General features: G+C 73.2%; 16 protein-coding genes. 9 read left to right on the top strand and 7 right to left on the bottom strand.

All coding sequences use genetic code 11. The annotated features are described in order from the left end of the window. Positions 1–117: 117 nt before the first annotated feature. Positions 118–1,767: an RICIN domain-containing protein gene (locus AB0G28_RS25150; protein ID WP_361093518.1), complete on the bottom strand. Its 1,650-nt coding sequence runs from the start codon at positions 1,765–1,767 to the stop codon at positions 118–120. 350 nt (positions 1,768–2,117) lie between these two features. On the opposite strand from AB0G28_RS25150, the gene AB0G28_RS25145 reads away from it, so the two are divergent. The 6 genes from AB0G28_RS25145 (at position 2,118) to AB0G28_RS25120 (ending at position 6,314) form a co-directional block, all read left to right on the top strand. After that, the gene (locus AB0G28_RS25145) at positions 2,118–2,621 is read left to right on the top strand and encodes a class I SAM-dependent methyltransferase (RefSeq protein WP_361093515.1); all 504 of its coding nucleotides are present in this window, start codon (positions 2,118–2,120) and stop codon (positions 2,619–2,621) included. 241 nt (positions 2,622–2,862) lie between these two features. Further along, entirely contained in the window at positions 2,863–4,428 is a 1,566-nt protein-coding gene (locus tag AB0G28_RS25140; RefSeq protein ID WP_361093512.1) for an HD domain-containing phosphohydrolase, read from the top strand. Positions 4,429–4,507: 79 nt separating this feature from the next. After that, on the top strand, positions 4,508–4,873 hold the full coding sequence (locus AB0G28_RS25135; protein ID WP_361093509.1) for a DsrE family protein: 366 nt from the start codon (positions 4,508–4,510) through the stop codon (positions 4,871–4,873). Between the two features lie 13 nt (positions 4,874–4,886). After that, a complete protein-coding gene (locus tag AB0G28_RS25130; protein WP_361093506.1) occupies positions 4,887–5,285 on the top strand; it encodes a hypothetical protein in 399 nt (132 codons plus the stop codon). 48 nt (positions 5,286–5,333) lie between these two features. Next, complete coding sequence (locus AB0G28_RS25125) at positions 5,334–5,975, top strand: TetR family transcriptional regulator (protein WP_361093503.1); 642 nt, start codon at positions 5,334–5,336, stop codon at positions 5,973–5,975. Positions 5,976–6,107: 132 nt separating this feature from the next. Further along, entirely contained in the window at positions 6,108–6,314 is a 207-nt protein-coding gene (locus AB0G28_RS25120) for a hypothetical protein (protein WP_361093500.1), read from the top strand. Here AB0G28_RS25120 and AB0G28_RS25115 read toward each other — a convergent pair. Further along, positions 6,286–7,104 carry a hypothetical protein gene (locus AB0G28_RS25115; RefSeq protein ID WP_361093497.1) on the bottom strand — a complete coding sequence of 273 codons (819 nt, stop codon included), beginning with the start codon at positions 7,102–7,104 and terminating at the stop codon, positions 6,286–6,288. The two genes, AB0G28_RS25120 and AB0G28_RS25115, sit on opposite strands and share 29 nt — an antisense overlap. Positions 7,105–7,204: 100 nt before the next feature. On the opposite strand from AB0G28_RS25115, the gene AB0G28_RS25110 reads away from it, so the two are divergent. The 3 genes from AB0G28_RS25110 to AB0G28_RS25100 all read left to right on the top strand — a co-directional run bounded on the left by AB0G28_RS25110 (position 7,205) and on the right by AB0G28_RS25100 (position 12,567). After that, on the top strand, positions 7,205–10,420 hold the full coding sequence (locus AB0G28_RS25110) for a BTAD domain-containing putative transcriptional regulator (protein ID WP_361093494.1): 3,216 nt from the start codon (positions 7,205–7,207) through the stop codon (positions 10,418–10,420). 355 nt (positions 10,421–10,775) lie between these two features. Further along, positions 10,776–11,663 carry a hypothetical protein gene (locus AB0G28_RS25105; RefSeq protein ID WP_361093491.1) on the top strand — a complete coding sequence of 296 codons (888 nt, stop codon included), beginning with the start codon at positions 10,776–10,778 and terminating at the stop codon, positions 11,661–11,663. 196 nt (positions 11,664–11,859) lie between these two features. Beyond that, entirely contained in the window at positions 11,860–12,567 is a 708-nt protein-coding gene (locus AB0G28_RS25100) for a FadR/GntR family transcriptional regulator (RefSeq protein WP_361093488.1), read from the top strand. A gap of 6 nt (positions 12,568–12,573) precedes the next feature. Here the strand turns inward: AB0G28_RS25100 and AB0G28_RS25095 are convergent, their stop codons facing one another. The 5 genes from AB0G28_RS25095 to AB0G28_RS25075 form a co-directional block, all read right to left on the bottom strand. Beyond that, on the bottom strand, positions 12,574–14,598 hold the full coding sequence (locus tag AB0G28_RS25095; RefSeq protein ID WP_361093527.1) for an AMP-binding protein: 2,025 nt from the start codon (positions 14,596–14,598) through the stop codon (positions 12,574–12,576). A 279-nt stretch (positions 14,599–14,877) separates the two neighbouring features. After that, positions 14,878–17,124, bottom strand: a complete 2,247-nt coding sequence (locus tag AB0G28_RS25090) for an alpha-L-fucosidase (RefSeq protein ID WP_361093485.1) — start codon at positions 17,122–17,124, stop codon at positions 14,878–14,880. A gap of 26 nt (positions 17,125–17,150) precedes the next feature. Further along, the gene (locus AB0G28_RS25085; protein WP_361093482.1) at positions 17,151–18,008 is read right to left on the bottom strand and encodes an aldo/keto reductase; all 858 of its coding nucleotides are present in this window, start codon (positions 18,006–18,008) and stop codon (positions 17,151–17,153) included. Further along, entirely contained in the window at positions 18,008–19,033 is a 1,026-nt protein-coding gene (locus tag AB0G28_RS25080) for an ABC transporter permease (RefSeq protein WP_361093479.1), read from the bottom strand. The genes AB0G28_RS25085 and AB0G28_RS25080 overlap by 1 nt, the downstream gene beginning before the upstream one ends. After that, positions 19,026–20,525, bottom strand: coding sequence for a sugar ABC transporter ATP-binding protein (locus AB0G28_RS25075; protein WP_361093476.1), 1,500 nt, complete (start codon positions 20,523–20,525; stop codon positions 19,026–19,028). Before AB0G28_RS25075 ends, AB0G28_RS25080 begins: the two co-directional genes overlap by 8 nt. Positions 20,526–20,561 lie beyond the last annotated feature (36 nt).

Raw genomic sequence — 20,561 nt, 5'->3', positions numbered from 1 at the left:
CCCGCGGGGCGGGGCCCCGCCCCCCCCCCCCCGGCCCCCCCCGGGGGGGGGGCGCCCCCCGGGGCCCCGCGCCGGCGGGGGGGCCGCCCCCCCCGCGGCCCCCCCCCACCACTTCGCTCAGCTTCCGGCCGGGAGCGGGAGAACGTCCCAGATCTGGTCGGTGAACTGCGGCAGGCAGTCGTACTGCACCGCGGACCCGTCGTTGACGTTGTTCCCGCCGTGCACGATCAGGCAGCGGTTCGTCGCCCGGTTCTTCAGCTGCACGCCGCCCGGGACCCGGATGATGTCCCACAGCTGGTCGGTGAACTGGGGCAAGCACTCGTACTGCAACGCGGGCGCGTCGTTCACGTTGTTCCCGCCGTGCACGATCAGGCACCGCTTCGTCGCCCGGTTGCGCACCAGCACTCCGCCGGAGGCCACCGGGTCGATCTCCCACAGCTGGTCGGTGAACTGCGGCAGGCAGTCGTACTGCAACGCGGGCGCGTCGTTCACGTTGTTCGCGCCGTGCACGATCAGGCACCGCTGGGTGGCGTGGTTCGTCACCAGCACGGCGTCCGGAACGGCGGTCTTTTCCCAGACCTGGTCGGAGAACTGGGGCAGGCAGTCGTACTGCACCGCCTTCGCGCCGTTCTCGTTGTTCGCCGCGGCCACCAGCAGGCACCGGTTCGTCGCGCGGTTCCGGACCTGCACGCCGCCGTCGACCTCGACCAGATCCCACAGCTGGTCCGTGAACTGCGGCAGGCACTCGTACTGCAGCGCCGGCGCGCCGTTGGTGTTGTCGGCGCCGTGCACGATCAGGCACCGCTTCGTGGCGTGGTTGCGCAGCAGCACGCCACCCGCGGCGTTCGGCTCGATGTCCCACGCCTGGTCGTCGTACGCCGACGGGCAGTCGAACTGGTACACCGGCGCGTCGTCGACGTTGTTCGCGCCCTGGACCGCCAGGCAGCGCTTCGAGTAGTGGTTGGTGAGCCGGATCGAGCGGGGCTCGATCTGCTGCGTGATCCACGCGGCGATGTCGTCGGTGCGCGCGGCCGTGCTGCCGCTGCGGGTCTCGGTGACCGCCAGGCAGCCGTGCTGCCACGACCGGCTCGCGATGCCGGCCAGGCGGAGGCCGCCGCTTTCCTGCCGCAGCACCGGGCCACCGGCGTCACCGAGGCAGATGTCGTTGCCGGTGGGACTGGTCATCGCGACCGTCGTCGCGGTGGCCTGCCCCAGGGTGTACTGCCCGGTCGCCAGCCGGTCGGGGACCCATTCCGTGGCGGTGCGGCCGTAGCCGTCCACCCGGACGCTCTCCCCCGCGCCGGGCGCGGTCGCCGAAACGGCGAGCGGGGTGACGCCCTGCACCGGGTACGTCAGCTTCGCCAGGGCGACGTCGCGGTCGCCGCGGGCGACCACCTGCGACACGCGGAGTGCCTGACCGCCGGCGCCGCGCAGGTCGGCCTGGCCGACCTGCACCGTGGCCGGCTTGGCCGGTGGCGCGGCCTGCCCGGAGCTGCCGGGGAAGCACGACGCGGCGGTGATCACCCACTGCGGCGCGATCAGGGCACCGGAGCACGCCGCGCCGTCCATGGTGATCTTCGCGGCGAAGCTGTCGGCGCCGTCGGCGACCGGCTGCCCGCCGGAGATCGCGTTCGCCGACGCGGGAGCGAGGAACGCGGCGGCCGAGAAAGCCGCCACGGCGACCGCGACCTTGGTGCCCGGCCGGGTCCGCCGTGGTGCGGCGCCGGGCACGAGGGCGGCGCCCCCGGGCAGGAAAACACGTCTCATGGTCGGTTCTTTCTCTCGAGGGTTCGGGACGTCCGCCCAGGACGATCCCCGGGAAATGGGCATGGCCGGGATTCCGGCGGCCGCGAGGGCACGCCGCTGCAACACGCCGCTACGAGCGGTGGTCTTCAGCCGTCATCGCGCCCGGCGATCCCGGGCAGTGCGCCGTCGCGGCGAAGTGATCGGTACACGGATGGCCTCCCCGCCAGTGTCCACGCGACGATCTTGCCAGTGCCCCACCGGTTTTGTCCCCGTTCCGGCAGGAAAGGCCGAGGATGACCTGTTCGGCCCAACGCGCCGGCCCGCGAAAACCTCGTTGCCGCTGCGGACAGCCGACTCCAGTGTCCGGCGCCATGGCCGACCTGTTCGACGCCGCCGGGCTGTACGACGAGGACTACCTGCACTTCTTCGCCCCGCCGGGCGCCGGGACCGAGCCGGCCGAAGCCGCCGCGGACCTGGCGTGGCGGGTGCTGGACCTGCGACCGGGCATGCGGGTGCTGGACCTCGCGTGCGGGCACGGGGACCTGGCCCGCCGCCTGGCCGCCCGCGGCGGCCGGGTCACGGGCCTGGACTCCTCGCCGGTCTTCCTGGACCGGGCCCGGGCCGACGCGGGCGTCGAAGTCGAGTACGTGGCCGGCGACATGCGCCGGCTGCCGTGGACGGCCCACTTCGACCGGGTGGTCAACTGGTCCACGGCCTTCGGGTACTTCGACGACGAGGTCAACCGCGCCGTCCTGGCGGGCATCGCGGGCGTGCTACGCCCGGGGCGGCCGGCTGGCCATGGACCTGGACAACCTCACCGCGTTTCTCGCGGCGTACGCACCCTCGCGGGTCGTGGCGGCCCGCGACGACGGTGACATGCTCGTCGACCGCTACCGCCTGGACGCGCGACTGGCTGCTCGCCGCGGGCTTCGCGACGGTGTCCGGCCACGGCGAAGACGGACGCCCGCTGACCGCGGACCACCGGCGGATGATCGCCGTCGCCGTCCTGAACGTCATCACCATCGCCGAAGTTGCCTTCACCCGGCCGGCGGGCGACGCTTGTTCGTCCTCGGTGGACGACGGCGTCTGCCGGGGCGACCGGGAAGGTGGTGTGCCATGGCCGTCCCGCCGGCCGGGCCGCGGCGAGCCGAGGTGCTCGCCGCCCTTTCGCTGGCCATCGACCTGGGGCTCGGGCAGCCGATGGAGCACATGCTGCGCTCGGCCGTCCTCGCGACGCGGCTCGCCGACCGGCTGGGCCTGGACGAAAGCCGGCGCGGGACGGTTTTCTACGCCAACCTCGTCGCCTGGATCGGCTGTCACGCCGACTCGCACGAACTGGCCGGCTGGTTCGGCGACGACATCGCCTTCCGCGCCGGCTCCTACCGGGTGAACTGGACCGGCGCGCCCTTCCTGCGCCTGCTGGTCACGCACGTCGGGCGGAACCGCGGGCTCCTCGCCCGCGGCGCGCTGACGGCCGCGTTCCTCGTCGGCGTCCGCCGGAGGCTGGCCGATCTGATCCACTCCCACTGCACCTCCGCCGCCCGGCTCGCCGGGCGGCTGGGGCTGGGCGAGCCCGTCAGCACGGCGCTGGCCTGCACGTTCGAACGCTGGGACGGCAGCGGCCTGCCCGCGGGCACAGGCGGTGACCGGCTGCCGATCGAGGTGCGGGTCGTGCACCTCGCCGAGGTCGCCGAGGTGTACCTGCGCCGGGGCGGGGTGGCCGCGGCCGTCGCGATGGCCGGGGCACGCAGCGGCAGCCAGTTCGACCCCGCCGTCGTCGCGGCGTTCGCGGCCGCGGCGGACGAAATCGCCGCCGGTCTGCTCGACGAGGACGTCTGGGCGCTCGCCCTCGCGCAGGCGCCCGACCGCGACCGGGTCCTGACCGACGCCGAGCTGGACGAGCTGCTGACCGCGATCGGCGACTTCGCCGACCTCAAGTGCCCGTTCACCATCGGCCACTCCCGCGGGGTCGCCGCCCTCGCCGCCGAGGCCGCCCGCCGCGCCGGCCTGCCCGAGCCGGAGGTCCGGCTCGTCCGGCGGGCCGGGCTCGTCCACGACCTGGGCCGGATGGGCGTGCCCAACAGCATCTGGGAAAAGGCGGGCCCGCTGTCGGACGCCGAATGGGAGCGGGTCCGGCTGCACCCCTACCTGACCGGCCGGATCCTGCGCCGGGTCCGCGGCCTGGAAGAGGTCGCCGCCGTCGCCGCGGCGCACCACGAGCGGCTGGACGGCTCCGGCTACCCGCTCGGCGCGGCGGGCGCGGCACTGGCGCCGCACGCGCGGCTCCTGGCGGCCGCCGACGTGTACCACGCGCTGGGCGAGCCGCGCCCGCACCGGCCGGCGCGCGACGCCGCAGACGCCGCCGAGATCCTGCGGCAGCACGGGCGTGCGGGCCGGCTGGACGCGCACGCCGTCGACGCCGTCTTGTCCGCCGCCGGGCACGCGGCCCGCCGGCGGACGCCCTTTCCCGCGGGCCTGACCGCGCGAGAAGTCGAAGTACTGCGCCTGCTCGCCGGCGGGAGTCCGAACCGGGACATCGCGCGGTCGCTGTCGATCAGCGAGAAGACCGTCCGCAACCACGTCGAGCACATCTACGCCAAGGCCGGGGTGTCCAACCGGACCGGCGCCGGGCTCTTCGCCCTCGAACACGGCCTCACGACGGCGTTCCCCGCCGGAAGATGAGGCATCCGCCCCATGTGCGGGCGGCCGGCCGCGGCGAGGCTGGGGCGGTACCCGAACCCTCCTCCCCCGGGAGCCGGCCATGCCGACGCGCGCCGTCATCAGCCTCACCACCGGACTCGAAGACACCGAGAAGGTCACCGTGGCGTTCCTCGTCGCCGTCGGGGCCGCCGAGCAGCACCGCCCGACCCTGATGTTCCTCACCAAGGAAGCCGTCCGGCTCGCCCTCGACGGGTTCGCCCAGGCGGTGGCCTGTGAAGGCTGCCCGCCGCTCGCCGAGCTGGTCAAGCGGTACGAGGCCGCGGGCGGGCGCTACCTCGTCTGCCCGATCTGCTTCACCGCCCGCCGCCTCCACGACGACGGCCTGCTCGCCAACGCCGCCCTCGGCGGCACCGTCCCGATGTGGGAGTGGATCGGCGACGAGCCCGTCACCACCTTCAGCTACTGACCCGGAGAACACCATGACCACCACCGAAGGCGAACGGTTCGCCAGGGCACTCGCCGAGCAGGACCCGGCCGCGCTGCGCGCGGTGCTGGCCGATCGGATCGACTTCGCCGCTCTCACCCCGGGCCGCCACTGGACGTCCACTGACCCCGCCGAGGTCGTCGGCGAGATCGTCCTCGGCCGCTGGTTCGGCGCCGGGCGCCGGGTCACGGAACTGTGCTCGGTGACCACCGGCCGGGTCGCCGGCTGTCACCACGTCGGCTACCTGCTGCGAGTCGAGCGCGACGGCACGGACCACCTGGTCGAGCAGCAGGCGTACTACACGACGCGCGACGGCGTGATCGACTCGCTGCACATCCTCTGTTCCGGTTACCAGGCCATCGCGTCGGCCGAGCCGGCCGCGTTCAGCCGCTAGAACGTTACAGCGGGAGGATTTCTCCAGCGGCGGCAGTAAACTCCGCGCATGACCCGCACGGGAGAGGGCTTGCGCGAACGCAAGAAGCGCGCCATGCGCCGGCAGCTGTCCGACACCGCGATGACCATGTTCCTCGAACGCGGCTTCGAGCCGGTCCGCGTCGCCGACGTGGCCGAGGCGTGCGGGGTGTCCGAAAAGACGGTCTTCAACTACTTCCCGAGCAAGGAGGCCCTCCTCCTGGACCGGCTCGAGGCCATGGCCGACGCGCTGCGCCACCACCTCGCGGACCCCGCGCTCCCGCCGGTCGCCGCGATGCTGCGGGTCCTCGACGGCGAACTGGCCGACGTCGAAACGACCCTGACCGAGTCCGGAGACCAGGACCACGCGCTGACCACCTACCGCAGGTTCGGCGACCTCATCCGCGACACGCCTTCCCTGCGGGCGTACCGCAGCGACGTCGCCGACCGGTACGTCGATGTCGCCGCCGAAGCCCTCGCTTCGCGGACCGGGCTCGGGCACGCCGATCCCGAAGTCCAGATCACCGCGGCGGCGCTCGTCGGGCTGTGGCGCATCCAGGTCCGCGGCCTGCGCACCCACCTGCGTCCGGGCCACCCGATCCCGGACGCGGTCGCCACCGTGGCCGACGAGGTCCGGCGGGCGGCTTCCCGGCTCGAAAGCGGCCTCGCCTGAGCCGCGAAAAATGTTTCTACTACAGTAAATTTACTGTCACTCCTAGCTCTAGGAGTCGCCGAGCCTTCGGTCGTCCTGCAAGCAACCGGGCTTACGCTGGCCGGCCTCCTGGCGGGCTTCCGCTGGGCGGGGATGGGCACGCTGGTGGCGTTCCTGGCGTTCTCGTTCCTGGGCACGGTGCCCCTCAACATGCCGGTGATCGGCTGGCAGCCGGACAACCCGCCGCCGGACTGGCGGGCCACGGTGCTGCGCTGGCAGCGGGTCGACGTCGCCCGCTCCACGGCGGCGATCGCCGCCTTTGTCTGCTTCGTCATCGCCTTCGCGGCGCAGATCCCGTGACGTCGCCGCCGGCCGATCGCAGGTTCCGTTCGGTCACCGCCCGCACTCCCTCGACCGACAACCCTTCGGAGAGCGGACCGAGCACGGCGGCGAGGGACAACGCGGCCGACGAGATGCTGCCGGGCTCGATCGCCCGCGGGTGGGTGTCCTCGATCCCCGGCGGTGGCGGGACGTTCGCCGTCTCGACGGTCACCGGCCCGAACTCGGGATACTCGAGCCCCCGCGACGCCGCGTACAGCTTCCACGCGTAGTCCCTCGCCAGCCCGAGCGAGTGCACCGCCCGCCACACGGTCCCCCGGCGGGCGTGCTTCACCGCGTCGCCCAGGTTCACCCAGGACAGGAACGCCCACTCGCGCCGTTCGCCGGACGACGCCTCGAGCTGCCGCGGCAGCCAGGTCCCGGCCAGCCGGCCGCTCCGGTCGAGCAGGACCCGGGCCCCGGGCGGCGCCCCCGGCCGGTCCGCCGCCGCGAGCACGACCAGGCTGAGCTGCCGGCCGTCGGCGTACTGGACGATCACGTGCTCCGCCGGCGCCGGGTCCGTGCCGAAGTTCTGCCGCAAGGAGTCCGCGACCGGGGCGAAGGTGCCCGCGGCTTCGAGAACCGCTTCGCACGCCACCGGCAACGGGACGTCCCCGGCGACACCGAGCGCCGCGTCGACGTCCGAGTACCTGTCCCCGCCTCCTCGCGCCAGCGACCCGCCCAGCTCGAGCCAGTCACACCACGGGGTTTCCTTCGCCCAGGCGGACAACCGGTCGACGATGTCCCACGGCCCCGGTCCGGTCGCGCTCACCCGGCGAGCATAGCGACGACGCCCGCGCGGAAGCTCTGTATCGGAAAGCCTTTCCGCCGCTCTTGCCTGATGTGTCCACCCGCACCGGGGAGGGAGGCGGATGCGGTATTCCATTCTCGGCCCGCTGGAGGTCTCCGACGACGGCGGGCGGATCGCCCTGGGCGGGCCGCAACAGCGGGCGCTGCTGGCCGTGCTGCTGCTCAACGCGGGCACCGTCGTCTCGGCGGACCGGCTGGTGGAGTGCCTGTGGGGCCGGCAGCCGCCGGCCGCGGCGCGCAGTCTCCTCCAGGGCTGTGTCTCGGGGCTGCGGCGCGCGCTGTGGCCGGGTTCCGGTCGCCGGCCGCTGGTGACCCGGCCGCCCGGCTACTGCCTCGAAACGGGCCCGGACGAGCTGGACCTCGACCGGTTCGAACGGCTCGTCGCCGCCGCGAACCGGACGGCCGCCGGAGACTCGGGGACGGCGTGGGAACAGGCCGCCGAGCTGCTCGGCCAGGCGCTGGCGTTGTGGCGCGGTCCCGCGCTGGACGGAATCTCCCTCGACGCCTGCCGAGCCGACGTGGCACGCCTGGACGAACGCCGGCTGACCGTGCTGCACCAGCGCATCGACGCCGAGCTGCGGGCCGGGCGCCACGCGAGCCTGGTCGGCGAGCTCGAGTCGCTGACCCGCGCCCATCCCCTGCGGGAACGGTTCTGGGCGCAGCTCATGACCGCGCTGCACGGCGCCGACCGGCAGGCCGAGGCACTGGCGGCCTTCCAGCGCGTCCGCGGCATCCTGGTGGACCAGCTCGGCGTCGAACCCGGCGCCGCCCTCCAGCGCCTGCACGGCGAGATCCTGGCCGGCGCGGCCCCGGGGGAAACCCGGCGGCCCCGGGACGAGGCGGCCCGTCCGGTCCCCGCTCAGCTGCCGCCCGCGACCACCGCCTTCACGGGCCGCGAGGAGCACTTCGAGGAACTGGACCGGGTGGCGGCGGACGCCTCCGGCTCGACGGCGCTCGCCGTCGTCTCGGGCACCGCCGGCGTCGGCAAGACCGCACTCGCCGTGCACTGGGCACACCGCGTGCGGCACCGCTTCGGGGACGGCCAGCTGTACGTCGACCTGCGCGGCTACGCCTCGGCACCGCCGATGCGGCCGATCGAGGCGCTGGCGCGGTTCCTGCAGGCGCTCGGCGTCCCGGCCGAGCACGTGCCGGTCGAACCGGACCAGGCCGCCGGCCTCTGGCGCAGCCTGCTGGCGGACAAACGGATGCTGGTCGTGCTCGACAACGCCCACAGCGCCGGCCAGGTACGGCCGCTCCTGCCGGGCAGCGCCGGCTGCGTCGTGCTGGTCACCAGCCGGAGCCGCCTCGCCGGGATCGTCGCCCGCGAGGGAGCCCACCCGCTCACGCTCGACGTGCTCGGCCACCAGGAAGCGGTCGCCCTGCTCGGTCGTCTTCTCGGCGACGAACGGGTGCGGGCCGAGGCGGCCGAGACCGCGCGGCTGGCGGAGCGGTGCGGGCGGTTGCCGCTCGCCCTGCGGATCGCGGCCGCCGACCTGCGCTGCCGTCCGGGCCGCCGCATCGCCGACCAGGTCGCCGACCTGGCCGGCGCCGGGCCGCTCGACGCCCTGCAGATCGAGGACGACGAGGAAAGCGCCGTGCGAGCCGCTTTCGCGCTCTCCTACCAAGCCGTGGACGAACCGGCACGCCGGTTGTTCCGCCGGCTCGGGCTGGTTCCCGGTCAGGACTTCACCGTGCCGGCGGCCGCGGTGCTCGCCGAGTGCTCGGCCGCCGACGCCCGGCGACGGCTGGACCGGCTCACCGGCACGCACCTGGTCGGCCAGGACGGCGACCGGTACCACCTGCACGACCTGCTGCGCCTGTACGCGGCCGAACGCGCCGGCGCGGAGGAGGACGCCGGGCAGCGCGCCGCCGCGGTCCGGCGGCTGGGCGAGTGGTACCTGCGGACCGCCGACGCGGCCGGGAAGCTGCTCTACCCCACCGCCGTGCGGCTGGAGCCGTTCGCTTCCGAAGGACCTCCGGTCGCGTTCTCCGGCCACACCGAGGCGCTGTCCTGGCTCGACGCCGAAATCGGCAACCTCGTCGCCGCGATCCGGCACTGCGCCGGCCACCGGCTCGAGCGGATCGCCTGGCTGCTGGCCGACACGCTGCGCGGCTACTTCATGCTGCGGGTGCTCCCCGTCGAGTGGGCCACCGCCGCGGAAACCGCCTGGGCCGCGGCCGTGACCGCGGACGACCCGAAGGCCCAGATGGCCGCGCAGCTCAGCCTGGCCGGGCTGCACATGCGGCAGAGCCGGTTCACCGAAGCCATCGAGCACTACCACCGGGCGCTGGTCATCGACGAACGCGCCCGGTGGCCGCAGGGGGAATCCACGGCCCTGGGCAACCTCGGGGCCGTGTACCTGTCGTCCGGCCGGCTGCGCGAAGCCGCGGAACACTTCGCGCGAGCGCTCGAGGCCGACCGGCGGACCGGCTGGCGCGGCGGGCAGGCGTCGAAACTCGGCAACCTCGGCATCGTCGACCTCGAGCTGGGCCGGCTCGGGCAGGCCGCCACGCACCTGCGCGAGGCGCTGGCGCTGTTCACCGAGCTCGGCTCGAGCCACGGCGAGGCGCTGGCCATGGCCAACCTGGGAGCGGTCCTGCACCTGCTCGGCGACTACCCCGAGGCCGTGGATCTGCTGACCTGCGCGGCGAAGCTGCACTGCGAGCTGGGCGACCGCGGCACCGAGGCCGACGACCGGATCGTCCTCGCCGAAGTCCACCGGGACATCGGCGACCTCGGGCAGGCCCTTCGCCTCGCCGACGGCGCGCTCACCCGGGCGGTGGAGGTGGGCGAGCGGCACTTCGAGGCGGACGCGCTCAACGTCATCGGCTCGATCCGGCTGCGGCTCGGCGACGGCAAAGCCGCCGAGGACCACCACCGGCGTGCGCTGGAGCTCGCCGAGCGAACCGATCTCCGGCTCCCCAAGGTGGTGGCCTTGATCGGCCTCGCCGAGGCGCGCCGCCGGCTCGGCGAGGCCGCGCAAGCGCTGCGCCACGCCCGCGAGGCCGCCGCGCTGAGCGAAGTCGCCGGTTTCCGTGTGCACCGCGGCCAGGCCATGGTGGCGCAGGCCAACGCGCTGACCGACCTCGGCCGGCCCGCCGCGGCCGCCCACCAGGCGGCGCGGGCCCTCGACGTCCAGCGCACCACCGGACACCGGCTGGGCGCCGCGCACGCACAGCTGGCTCTCGCGCGGGCACTCGCCCGGTCCGACCCCGGCGCCGCCGCCGTCCACCGGTGGCAAGCCCGGCTGGTCCTCGCCGCCCTCGGCTGCTCCTGAGCGCCCGCAGTCGTTCGACGCGCCGGACGGTGAACGCCGGGACGACGAGCCGCCGCAGCCGCGTGTGCTCGGGGCGGGTCGAGATCGGTCAGGATCGATCCGGCCGGTTCCGGCTTACGTCCCGCTCGGCGGCCGGCGCCGGGCCGAACCGCGGATCACCCGGCGCGGCGCGCGTCGTCCTGGCAGATCCGCGGGACCGCCCGCCCGTTCGAGCTCGACCGGCTGCCCGGCGGCGATCTCCTCGGCGCGCCGGTCCTTCCCATCGTCTGCCCAGGGATTGCCCAGCGCCGGGGCGCACGGTGGTCCCGGCAGCAGCGGCCGCTGACATCCACGAGAGCAAGTGAGGGGCGGCAAGATGAGAGTGAAACGCAGGAGCTGGGCCCGGGCGGTCACGAGCGTGGTGGCGGCCGCCGGCCTGGCCGGCGGGGTCCAGGTGGTCGCCGCGGTACCGGCGGAAGCGGCGATCGGTCCCATCCAGGTGATCGCCGGGCCGATGTCGGCGACGAACTCCGAGCCGACGAGGTCCGCTTCGGCCAACTGCCCGCCCGGCACCCAGATCATCAGCGGGGGTGGCTGGGTGTTCGTCAACGGACGGGGTGCCGACGCCGACAGCGTCGTGCTGTCGCAGATGCAGCCGGTGCACCCGCCGTCCGGCCAGGACAGCTTCGTCGTCCTCGGGCAGGAAATGGCACCCGGGACGAGCAGCACCTGGTGGGTGCAGGCGTTCGCCGTGTGCGGACAGGTACCCGGGCTGCACGTGGTCGTGGGCCGCACGCAGGGCTCGCAGCCGGAGCAGAAGGCCGTGGCTCAGTGCGCCGCGAACGAGCGCGTGCTCGGCGTCGGCGGCAACCTCGTGAACCCGGTCGGCAAGGTCACCCTGACGGCGGTGACACCGCTCACGGCCACCTCGGCCCAAGCCGTCGCCGACGAGGACGCGACCGGGCTGAACTCCAACTGGCAACTCGAAGCGTACGCGGTCTGCGCACCGACGCCGGCCGGCTACCAGATCGTCGCGAAGCCCTCGTCCAGCACGGCGAACTCGGACCCCGAACAGGTCGCGTTCGTCAACTGCCTGCTGGGCACCCGGGCGCTCGGCGTCGCCGCGGTCGAGCTGTCCCCCAGGCCGGGCACCGGCCTCCAGGTCGTGTTCCCCGGCAGCCCGCTCGAAGTGGTCGCGGTGGAGTCGACCCCGACGAGCCTGCTCTGGGGACCGACCCTGGCGCAGGGCATCTGCGCCACCTGAAGGGGAGGGCCGGCGTCGTGGCGACGCCGGCCCTCCGCGTCAAGACATCACATGTCCTCGACCCCGACGACCACTCCCCTTAGGGTCCCGTGCCGTTGAATCCGTCGAACGCGCGAAATGTGCCCCGCTCCTTCCCGGCGATACATCATACGACTGCTACAGTGACCGTTTAAGCAGACGAAGTCCGAGGAGTGCGATGGCGAGGTCGCTGACCGACGAGGCGATCGACCGGATCCGCGAGTTCGTCCGGTCCGGCCGGTTCCCGGCAGGAGCCAAGCTGCCGCCGGAACACGAACTGGCCACCGAGCTGGGCATCTCCCGGAGTCCCACCCGCGAAGCCGTGAAGGCGCTGGCCCTGGCCAGGGTCCTCGAAGTCCGCCGCGGCGACGGCACGTACGTCACCAGCCTCGCGCCGAGCCTGCTCCTGGAAGGCCTCGGCAGCGCGGTGTCGCTCATGCAGGGCGGCAGCGTCCTCGAGCTGACCGAGGTGCGCCGGCTCCTCGAACCCGCCGCGACCGGGCTGGCCGCCACCCGGATCACGGACTCGCAGCTGCGCGCCGTGGGCGAGCTCCTCGACGCGATGCACGAGGCCGTCGAGGACGTCGAACGCCTGACCGTGCTCGACGCCGCCTTCCACCGCGCGGTGGTCACCGCGACGGGCAACGAAACGCTCACGGCCCTGCTGGACGGGATCTCCTCGCGGACCCTGCGGGCGCGGGTCTGGCGCGGCACGGTCGAACGGGGCGCCACGCACGTGACGCTGTCCCAGCACAAGGCCATCTACGACGCGCTCGCCGCCCGCGACCCCGCGGTGGCCACCGCCGCCGCGCTGATGCACGTCGACACCTCGGAACGCTGGCTGCGGGCCCACCTCGACGGCGTCCAGGAGCTGGACGCCGGGTAGCCGGCGTCACCAGCGGTAGATGCGGCGCAGGACCTGCTTGACGACCTTGCCGGTGGCGTTGCGCGGCAGGTCGTCGACGAACACGACGTCCCGGGGCACCGCGAACCGGGCGAGCCGCTCGCGCACGTGGGACCGGACCGTGTCGACGTCCAGCCGGGCACCGGGGACGAGCACCAGGTAGGCCGCCAGGCGCTGGCCGTACTTCGCGTCGCGGACCCCGACCACGGCCGCCTCCCGCACTTCGGGGAGGGTCAGCAGGACTTCCTCCACCGAGGCCGGCGCGACGTTTTCCCCGCCGGACACGATCATCTCGTCTTCGCGGCCCTCGACGAACAGCAGGCCGTTGGCGTCGACGTACCCGCGGTCGCCGGTGTCCATCAGCCCGTCCCGCACGTCCAGCTGCGCCCCGTCGGTGTACCCGTCGAAGAGCAGCCGGTTGCCGACGTAGAGCCGCCCGGTCGCGCCGGGCGGGACCGGGGCCCCCGCGCGGTCGAGGACGCGGATCGCCGTGCCGATCGGCGGCCGGCCCGCCGTGCCGCGGGCCGCCCGGAGGTCGCGGGGCCCGGCGATCGCCGCCCACGACACCTCCGTCGAACCGTAGAGGTTGTAGAGGATGTCCCCGAACGCGTCCATGAACTCCTCGCCGAGCCGGCCCGGCAGCCCCGCGCCGGAGCTGGCGACCACGCGCAGCGAGGAGAGGTCGTAGCCGGCCCGCGTCTTCTCCGGCAGGTCCAGCAGCCGCCGCAGCATGGTCGGCACCGCGAACAACGCCGTGCACTGCTTGCGCTCGATCATCGCCAGCGTCGCTTCGGCGTCGAAGCGCCGGGGCAGCACCAGGCCGGCCCGCAGGGCCATGCCGAGCTGGAGCGCGGCCAGGCCCCAGGTGTGGAACAGCGGGGCGGCGACCAGGATCGGTTCCCCGGCCCGCAGCGGGATCTCCGACAGCACCGCGGCGGCGTCGGCGACGTTGTTGGGCGTCGGGCGGCGCGCGCCCTTCGGCGGGCCGGACGTGCCCGAGGTGAGCACGACGAGCCGGCCGGGCCTGCTGGGCGGGGCGATGCGGGCGGGCGGCTCGGCGTCGATCAGCTCTTCGATGGTCGAACCGTGCCACCCGCCGCCGGGCGGCCACGTCCACAGCTGCGGGACCTCGGCGGGCAGCTGCCCGCGCAGGGCCGCGAACTCGGCGTCGGCGAGCACCAGCTGGGACCGGTGCCGCACGGCGAACTCGGCGGCCTGGCCCAGGGCCAGCCCGGTGTTCATCAGGGTCAGGTCCGCACCCAGCTTGCTGCAGGCGATCATCGTTTCGACCATCGCGTTGTGGTTGCGGCACATCAGCAGGACCCGCGAGCCCTCGGTGATGTCGTAGCGCTTCAGCACCGCGGCCAGCTTGCTCGTGCGGTCGTCGACCTCGCCGAAGGTCCGTTCGGACCGCTCGTCGCAGAGCGCGAGGGACTCCGGCGCGCGGCGGGCCACCGCCTCGTAGCCACCGGCCAGGGTCGAGCCCCACCGGCCCACCGACCGCAGCTGCTTCAGCGTCCCGGTGGGGTGGGCCGGGGTGAGGACGCCCGCCCGGACCAGGATCCGCCCCAGCTCGGTCTTCGAGGGGCGGCGCGGGGGCGGATCCGCCGCGGGGACCCCGCCGAGGTGATCGCTGATCGCCTCGATCGCCTCCATGATCCGGCGGCGGATCTTCGGGGCCGCCGGCGAACGGCCGTCGAGCACCGTGAGCAGGATGGTGACGGCGGAGCCCTCCGGCGCCGGGCGCAGCACGACGGACATCCGGTGCGGCTTGCCCGCCACGCTGGACCAGGCCAGGTGCTCGTCCCGGCGGTGGACGAAGATCTCGGCCTCGCCCTCGCCGCCGGCCCGGTACCGGTAGCGGGCGCCCCGGCCGGTCGTCTCCGAAACCGGCTCGCAGAAGGTGATCCCGCGGACGAACCGCGGGTAGAGCCGGGGATCTCCCACGATCGTCCACAGCTGCGCCGGGGAATGCGGCACGGTGACGTTGATTTCGACGAGTTCCGGTTCCATCGTCACCCGGCCGCCCGCGCCGGGCGGCCGGGAACGGCCCTCGCTTCGGTGATCATGACTGGCCCTCCCGTGCCGGTCCGGCGTTTCGGCCCTTCGGCCGATACGCCGAGCATCCGTTTGCCCCCATCGACGTGTCAACACGCGCTCACACGATTCGATGGATTCAATCCGGAACGGCGACGGAGAACAAGCGAACCGCCGGATCCTTCACGCCCTCCTCACCCCGGGCGGCGGCGCGCCGGACCGGGCGGGTACCCGGCCGGGCGCCTTCTCCGGGGCTCAGACCACCGCGAACACCCAGCGGAGGTTCGGGCTCCCGTCGTCGGACCACACCTTGAGCGGGGAGCCGGACGGGACGTTCCCGCCGCTGTCGAGGACCAGGCCGGTGGCCCGGTTCGCGATGGCGAAGACGGCGCCACCGGTGTCGGTGATCGACCACTGCTGGCTCGCCGCGCCGGTGTAGGCCGACTGCACGGGATTGCCGCCCGCGGTCGTGGCGCCGGCCCCGTCGATCACGAGACCGTTGGTGCGGTTGGTCAGCTTGACGAACCCGTCGCCGGCGTCCTCGATCCCGAACTGGAGGTTCGTGCTGTCGTCCGGGGTCCAGATCTTCAGCTTGCTGCCCGCCGGGACCGCGCCGCCGCCGTCCACGGCGAGTCCATTCGTGACATTGACGATGCGGAACCACCGGGCGGGGTCGAACGCGACGCGCAGCGAGACGATGGCGGACGGCCACACGTCCGGCGTGGCCACGAGGAACCGGCTCGGGGTCCCGGTGAAGTCGTCGGCGGGGTAGCCGAGGGCCTGGTAGCCGTCCCCGGGCCAGATCGCGGAAACGGGCTTCGCCAGCGCGGCCTTCAGCTGGGCCGCGGTGTAGCCGCCGATCCCCAGTGTCGCGCTAGCGCCGCGGAAGCCGCGGTCGGCGAACACCTTCGCGCCGGACGCGGGCCCCACCACCGGGATCTTGCCCGCGAACGTCAGCTTGAGCACGTAGGCGGGCGACTCGTACGGCTTCGCCGCCGGCAACGTGACGTGCAGTGCACTCGCGTCCTGGGTGTACTTCAACGCGCCGGGAGCGCCGAGCAGCTCGACGCGGCGCAGGCTGCTCAGGTCGATCCGCTTGCTCGACAGGGTCGTGATGTCCGCGGTGGTGCCGGGCCAGGCCAGCACGGTCGCGTAGAGCACGCGGCCCGCCTTGTCGCGGGTGAACCGGAAGTCCTTGGCCGTGCCGACCTTCGGCGACACGAACGAGCCGCCACCCATCTTGGTCGGGCCCTCGCCGTAGACGTCCCAGACGCGCGTGGCGTAGATCGACTCGCCGACGCGGCCGAGGTAGGTGCCGAAGTCGGCGAGGACCGCCCGCTGCTCGGCCGGGATCGTGCCCTCCAGCGTCGGGGAGATGTTGAGCAGCATGTTGCCGCCCTTGCTGACCCGGTCGATCAGCGCGTGGATCATCTGCGTGCTCGAGTAGTAGCCGATGCCCTGCGTGTAGCTCCAGCTGCTGCTGCTGATCGCGTCGTCGGTGAGCCAGTACGGCGTGACGATGTCGGCCGGGCCGCCGCGCTCGTAGTCGGCGACCTCGCCATTGGTGTTGAAACCGTGGTCGAAGTGCTTGAAGGTCGAGACGACGTCCTTGCCCCACTTCTCGGCCTGGTTGTAGTAGTAGGCCAGGAACTCCAGCCGCTGCTGCTCACCCACCGCGCACGGGCCGCTGTTGATGCAGTAGCCGGGCGAGTTCAGCGAGAAGTCCTGCCAGAGGATGTCCGGTTTCGCGCGGTCGATCACTTCCTTGAGCTTGGCCAGCCAGAGGGCGTCCTCTTCGCTGCGCGGCAGCTGGCCGTACAGCTTGCGCAGGCTCGGGTCGGTCTGCGGCGGGGCGAAGTCGTAGAAGCCGTTGTAGTTGAACGCGTGGTGCATCGCCACGAGCAGTTTCAGACCTTGCCCGCGAATCGCGTCGGAGAACAGCTTGAGCAGGTTCAGCCGCGGGCCGCGCGCCACCGAGTTCCACTCGTTGACCTTGCTGTCCCACATCGAGAACCCGTCGTGGTGCTCGGCGACCGGACCGGCGAACTTCGCCCCGGACGCCTTGACCACCCGCGCCCATTCCTCCGGATCGAACTGCCCGCCGCGGGACACCAGCTTCGGGGCGAACTGCACGGGGTTCCCGGCCACGTCGGTGCCGCCGTCGATGAACCGGTCGTAGCCCCACACCGTGGGGTCGCCGTAGGTCGCCTTGTGGTGCTTGTTCTCACCGCTGTCCGGGATGTACATGTTCCGGCCGTACCACTCGCTGCCGAACTCCGGCGTGGTGAAGGCACCCCAGTGCCAGTAGATGCCGAACTTCGCGTCCTGGAACCACTCCGGCGCGGGCGGGTGCCGGTCGACCGACGGCCAGGTCGGCTCGTAGCACTGCGCCGCCGCGGCTGCCGGGCCCGCCAGCGCGGGCGGGACGGCCGCCGCGGCCAGTCCGGCGGCCGCGAGGGCGCCGAACTGCCGACGGGAGAACGGGTTCTGGGCAGGGGGCATCGTTGCACTCTCCTGGGTGAGGGGACCTAGCAGGAAATCAAGTGGTGCAGCAGTTCGTGCGGCACCTCGCGGTGGAAGGCATCGAGGTTCTCCCGCACCTGGGCAGCGCTCGTGACGCCGACCAGAACGGACGTGACGGCCGGGTGCGCGGCGGCGAACGCGAGCGCGGCCTCGGCCAGGTCGTACCCCGCCGACGCGGCGACCTCGCGCATGCGCCGGGCGCGGTCCAGCACGTCCGCCGTCGCGGGGGCGTAGTCGAACCAGGCACCCGGCCGGGGATCGATGAGCAGGCCGGAGTTGAACACCCCGCCCAGCACCACGTCCACCCCGCGCTCGCCGCACCGGTCGAGCAGGCGCTCGCCACTGCGGTCGAGCAGCGTGTAGCGGCCGGCCAGCAGCACCACGTCGACGTCGAGCCGCTCGACGAACCGGGCGGGCATCTGCCACTGGTTCATCCCGACGCCGATCGCGGAGACCACGCCTTCGTCGCGCAGCCGGCACAGCTCCGGCCACGCCCGGGTCGCGGCTTCCTCCTCGTGGTCGTCGGGGTCGTGCAGGTAGACGATGTCGACGCGGTCGAGGCCCAGCCGGTCGAGGCTGCCTTCGATCCCCCGGCGGACGGCGTCCGCCGAGAAGTCGAAGACGCAGCCGCCGTCGGTGAGCGTCCGGCCCACCTTCGTCGACACCGCGAACGACCCCGCTGGCAGGACGGCCAGCGCCCGGCCGAGCCGGCGCTCGGCCAGCCCGGAGCCGTAGTAGGGCGCGGTGTCGAAGTACCGCACCCCGGCGCCGGCCGCCGCGGCGACGACCTCCGCGGCGGACTCGTCCTCGACCTCCCCGAAGACGTTGCCCAGGCCCGCGGTGCCGACGCCGAGGTCCGCCATCAGGTCTGCCGCTTCCCGCTGGTGATGCGGGACATCACCAGCGCGATGAGGATGATCGCGCCGTTGAGCGCGCCGATCCACTGCGCGGGCACCCCGGCCAGGGTCAGCACGTTCTGGATCATGTACAGCAGCAGGATCCCGGTGAACGCGCCGAAGAGCGTGCCTCGGCCGCCGTTCAGGCTCACCCCGCCGATCACGGCGGCGGCGAACACCGTGAAGATGTAGCCGTTGCCCTGCGCCGCGGCCACGGAGGCGAGGCGACCCGACAGCAGCAGCCCGCCGAGCGCGGCCAGCACGCTGGCGCCGATCAGCACGATCCACACGATGCGGTCGGTCCGGATGCCCGCGGCCTTCGCCGCGTCCTCGTTCCCGCCGATCGCGTAGAGGCTGCGGCCGAACCGCGTGTAGCCGAGCAGGACGATCCCGCCGGCGAACAGCAGCACGCAGATCCAGATCGACGCCGGGATCCCGGCCCACAACGTCGTGCCGAGGTAGAGCATCGAGTCGGGCAGGCCGAAGAACGTCTGGCCGCCGGAGATCCCGGTCAGCAGGCCGCGCAGCACGATCAGCATGCCCAGGGTGACGACGAACCCGCTCAGCCCGAACCGGACGATCAGCAGGGCGTTGACCGCGCCGACCACCACGCCGACGAGCAGCACCACGGGCACGGCCGTCCAGGACGGCAGCAGCCCGAGGGAATGTCCGCCCTCGATGGTCAGCCAGGCCGCCACGCCGGGGGCCAGGCCGAACGTGGACTCCAGTGACAGGTCCATCTTGCCGACGACCAGCACCATCGTCTGGGCCAGCACCAGCAGGGCGATCTCCGACATCGTCTGCAGGATGTTGATCACGTTGTCGTACTGCAGGAACACCGGGTTCACCAGCTGGCCGACGACGGCGATCGCGATGATCCCGGGCACCAGCGCGAAGTCGCGCATGCGGGCGAGGGCGATGCGCCGCGGCGCTCGCGGGGCGCCGGGCTCGGTCCGCGGCGGGGCGCCCACCGCGGCGGGGCTTTCAGGCATCGAGGTCGACTCCTTCCATGGCGGCCACGACCTCGCGGTCCTGCCAGCCTGCGGGCAATGCGGTGGTGAGCCGCCCGTGCACCATGACCAGCAGCCGGTCGCACAGGCGCAGGTCGTCCAGTTCGTCGGAGGCGATCAGCACGGCGGTGCCCGCCGCGGCGGCCTCCGCGACCTTGCCCAGGAGGAACTCCTTCGACCGCACGTCGACCCCGGCGGTCGGGGTGATCAGCACGAGCAGGCGGGGGTCGCCGGCGAGCGCCCGGGCCATGACGACCTTCTGCTGGTTGCCGCCGGACAGCGCGGACACCGGCAGCTCGGGGCCGGGGGTCTTCACCGCCAGCCGCGTGATCAGCTTCCCGGCGAGCCGGTCGCGCAGGCCGGAGGAGACGAAGATGCCGGGGCCGAGCCGGTCCATGACGCTCATCGTGGTGTTGTCCGCGATGGACATCTCCGGCACGAAACCCTGGTGGTGGCGGTCTTCCGGGACGAACCCGATCCCGGCGGCCAGCGCCGACGGGACGTCGCCGGGCCGCGGCCGCCGGTCGCCGACGGACACCGTGCCCGAGGCAGGCTTGCGCAGCCCGGTGAGGGTCTCGGCGAGCTCGGTCTTGCCGCTGCTGCCGGAGCCGGCCAGCCCCACGATCTCACCGGGCGCGATGTCGAACGAAACGTCCCGGTAGTGCGGCTCGAGCGTCAGGGCGTCGACCCGGAGCACAGGTTCGGCGCCGTGCCGGGCCGAGGAGGCGCGCTCCTCGGCCACGGTGGCGTTCTCCCCGGTCATCGCCGCGACGAGGTCGGCCTTCGGCAGTTCGGCGACCGGCGCGGTGAGGACGTGCCGGGCGTCGCGGTAGACCGTGACCGTGTCGCAGATTTCGTACACCTCCTGCAGGTGGTGGCTGATGAACAGGAAGGTGACACCCTGGCGCTGCAGCTCGGCGATGTGGCCGAACAGCCGGGTGATGGCGGCGCCGTCGAGCTGGGCGGTCGGCTCGTCGAGGATGACGAACCGGGCCCCGAACGACAGCGCCCGCGCGATCTCGACGAACTGCCGCTGCTCGACGCTCAGCTCCTTGGCCGGCCGGTGCACGTCGACGTCCACCGACCAGCGCTCCAGGAGCTCGGCGGCCGAGCGGCGCAGCGCGGACCAGCGGACGAACCCGCCGCGGGTCTCCTGCCGGTTGAGGAACAGGTTCTCCGCCACCGACAGGTCGGGGATGATCGTCGACCGCTGGTACACGCACGCCACCCGGGACCGCCAGGCGTCCCGGTCGGCCAGGGCCGGGGCCGGTTCGCCGTTCAGCCGCACGGTTCCGGCGTCCGGCTCGTTCAGTCCGGTGAGGACGGACACCAGCGTCGACTTGCCGGCCCCGTTGCGGCCGACGAGTGCGTGCGTCTGTCCGGGTTGGACGGTCAGGTCGGCGTGGTCGAGCGCCACGGTGGCGCCGTAGCGCTTGACCACGCCGCGTGCCTCGACGACCGGCACGGTGCTCATGTTCGCTTCCTCTCTGAAGCGGTACTGCCTGCGGGG

It is taken from the genome of Amycolatopsis sp. NPDC021455 (genome assembly GCF_040640995.1).
In the GTDB taxonomy this organism is placed as follows: Bacteria; Actinomycetota; Actinomycetes; order Mycobacteriales; family Pseudonocardiaceae; genus Amycolatopsis.
The sequence above is the reverse complement of the archived record's forward strand: the minus strand, read 5'-3'. Positions and strand labels throughout refer to the sequence as shown.

Excerpts from the sequence above, each read along its gene's own strand:
- AB0G28_RS25135 (WP_361093509.1), top strand. The coding sequence starts at position 4,508 with ATGCCGACGCGCGCCGTCATCAGCCTCACCACCGGACTCGAAGACACC.
- AB0G28_RS25150 (WP_361093518.1), bottom strand. The coding sequence starts at position 1,767 with ATGAGACGTGTTTTCCTGCCCGGGGGCGCCGCCCTCGTGCCCGGCGCC.
- AB0G28_RS25105 (WP_361093491.1), top strand. The coding sequence starts at position 10,776 with ATGAGAGTGAAACGCAGGAGCTGGGCCCGGGCGGTCACGAGCGTGGTG.
- AB0G28_RS25130 (WP_361093506.1), top strand. The coding sequence starts at position 4,887 with ATGACCACCACCGAAGGCGAACGGTTCGCCAGGGCACTCGCCGAGCAG.
- AB0G28_RS25075 (WP_361093476.1), bottom strand. The coding sequence starts at position 20,525 with ATGAGCACCGTGCCGGTCGTCGAGGCACGCGGCGTGGTCAAGCGCTAC.
- AB0G28_RS25080 (WP_361093479.1), bottom strand. The coding sequence starts at position 19,033 with ATGCCTGAAAGCCCCGCCGCGGTGGGCGCCCCGCCGCGGACCGAGCCC.
- AB0G28_RS25110 (WP_361093494.1), top strand. The coding sequence starts at position 7,205 with ATGCGGTATTCCATTCTCGGCCCGCTGGAGGTCTCCGACGACGGCGGG.
- AB0G28_RS25140 (WP_361093512.1), top strand. The coding sequence starts at position 2,863 with ATGGCCGTCCCGCCGGCCGGGCCGCGGCGAGCCGAGGTGCTCGCCGCC.
- AB0G28_RS25090 (WP_361093485.1), bottom strand. The coding sequence starts at position 17,124 with ATGCCCCCTGCCCAGAACCCGTTCTCCCGTCGGCAGTTCGGCGCCCTC.
- AB0G28_RS25085 (WP_361093482.1), bottom strand. The coding sequence starts at position 18,008 with ATGGCGGACCTCGGCGTCGGCACCGCGGGCCTGGGCAACGTCTTCGGG.
- AB0G28_RS25100 (WP_361093488.1), top strand. The coding sequence starts at position 11,860 with ATGGCGAGGTCGCTGACCGACGAGGCGATCGACCGGATCCGCGAGTTC.
- AB0G28_RS25095 (WP_361093527.1), bottom strand. The coding sequence starts at position 14,598 with ATGGAACCGGAACTCGTCGAAATCAACGTCACCGTGCCGCATTCCCCG.
- AB0G28_RS25120 (WP_361093500.1), top strand. The coding sequence starts at position 6,108 with ATGGGCACGCTGGTGGCGTTCCTGGCGTTCTCGTTCCTGGGCACGGTG.
- AB0G28_RS25145 (WP_361093515.1), top strand. The coding sequence starts at position 2,118 with ATGGCCGACCTGTTCGACGCCGCCGGGCTGTACGACGAGGACTACCTG.
- AB0G28_RS25125 (WP_361093503.1), top strand. The coding sequence starts at position 5,334 with ATGACCCGCACGGGAGAGGGCTTGCGCGAACGCAAGAAGCGCGCCATG.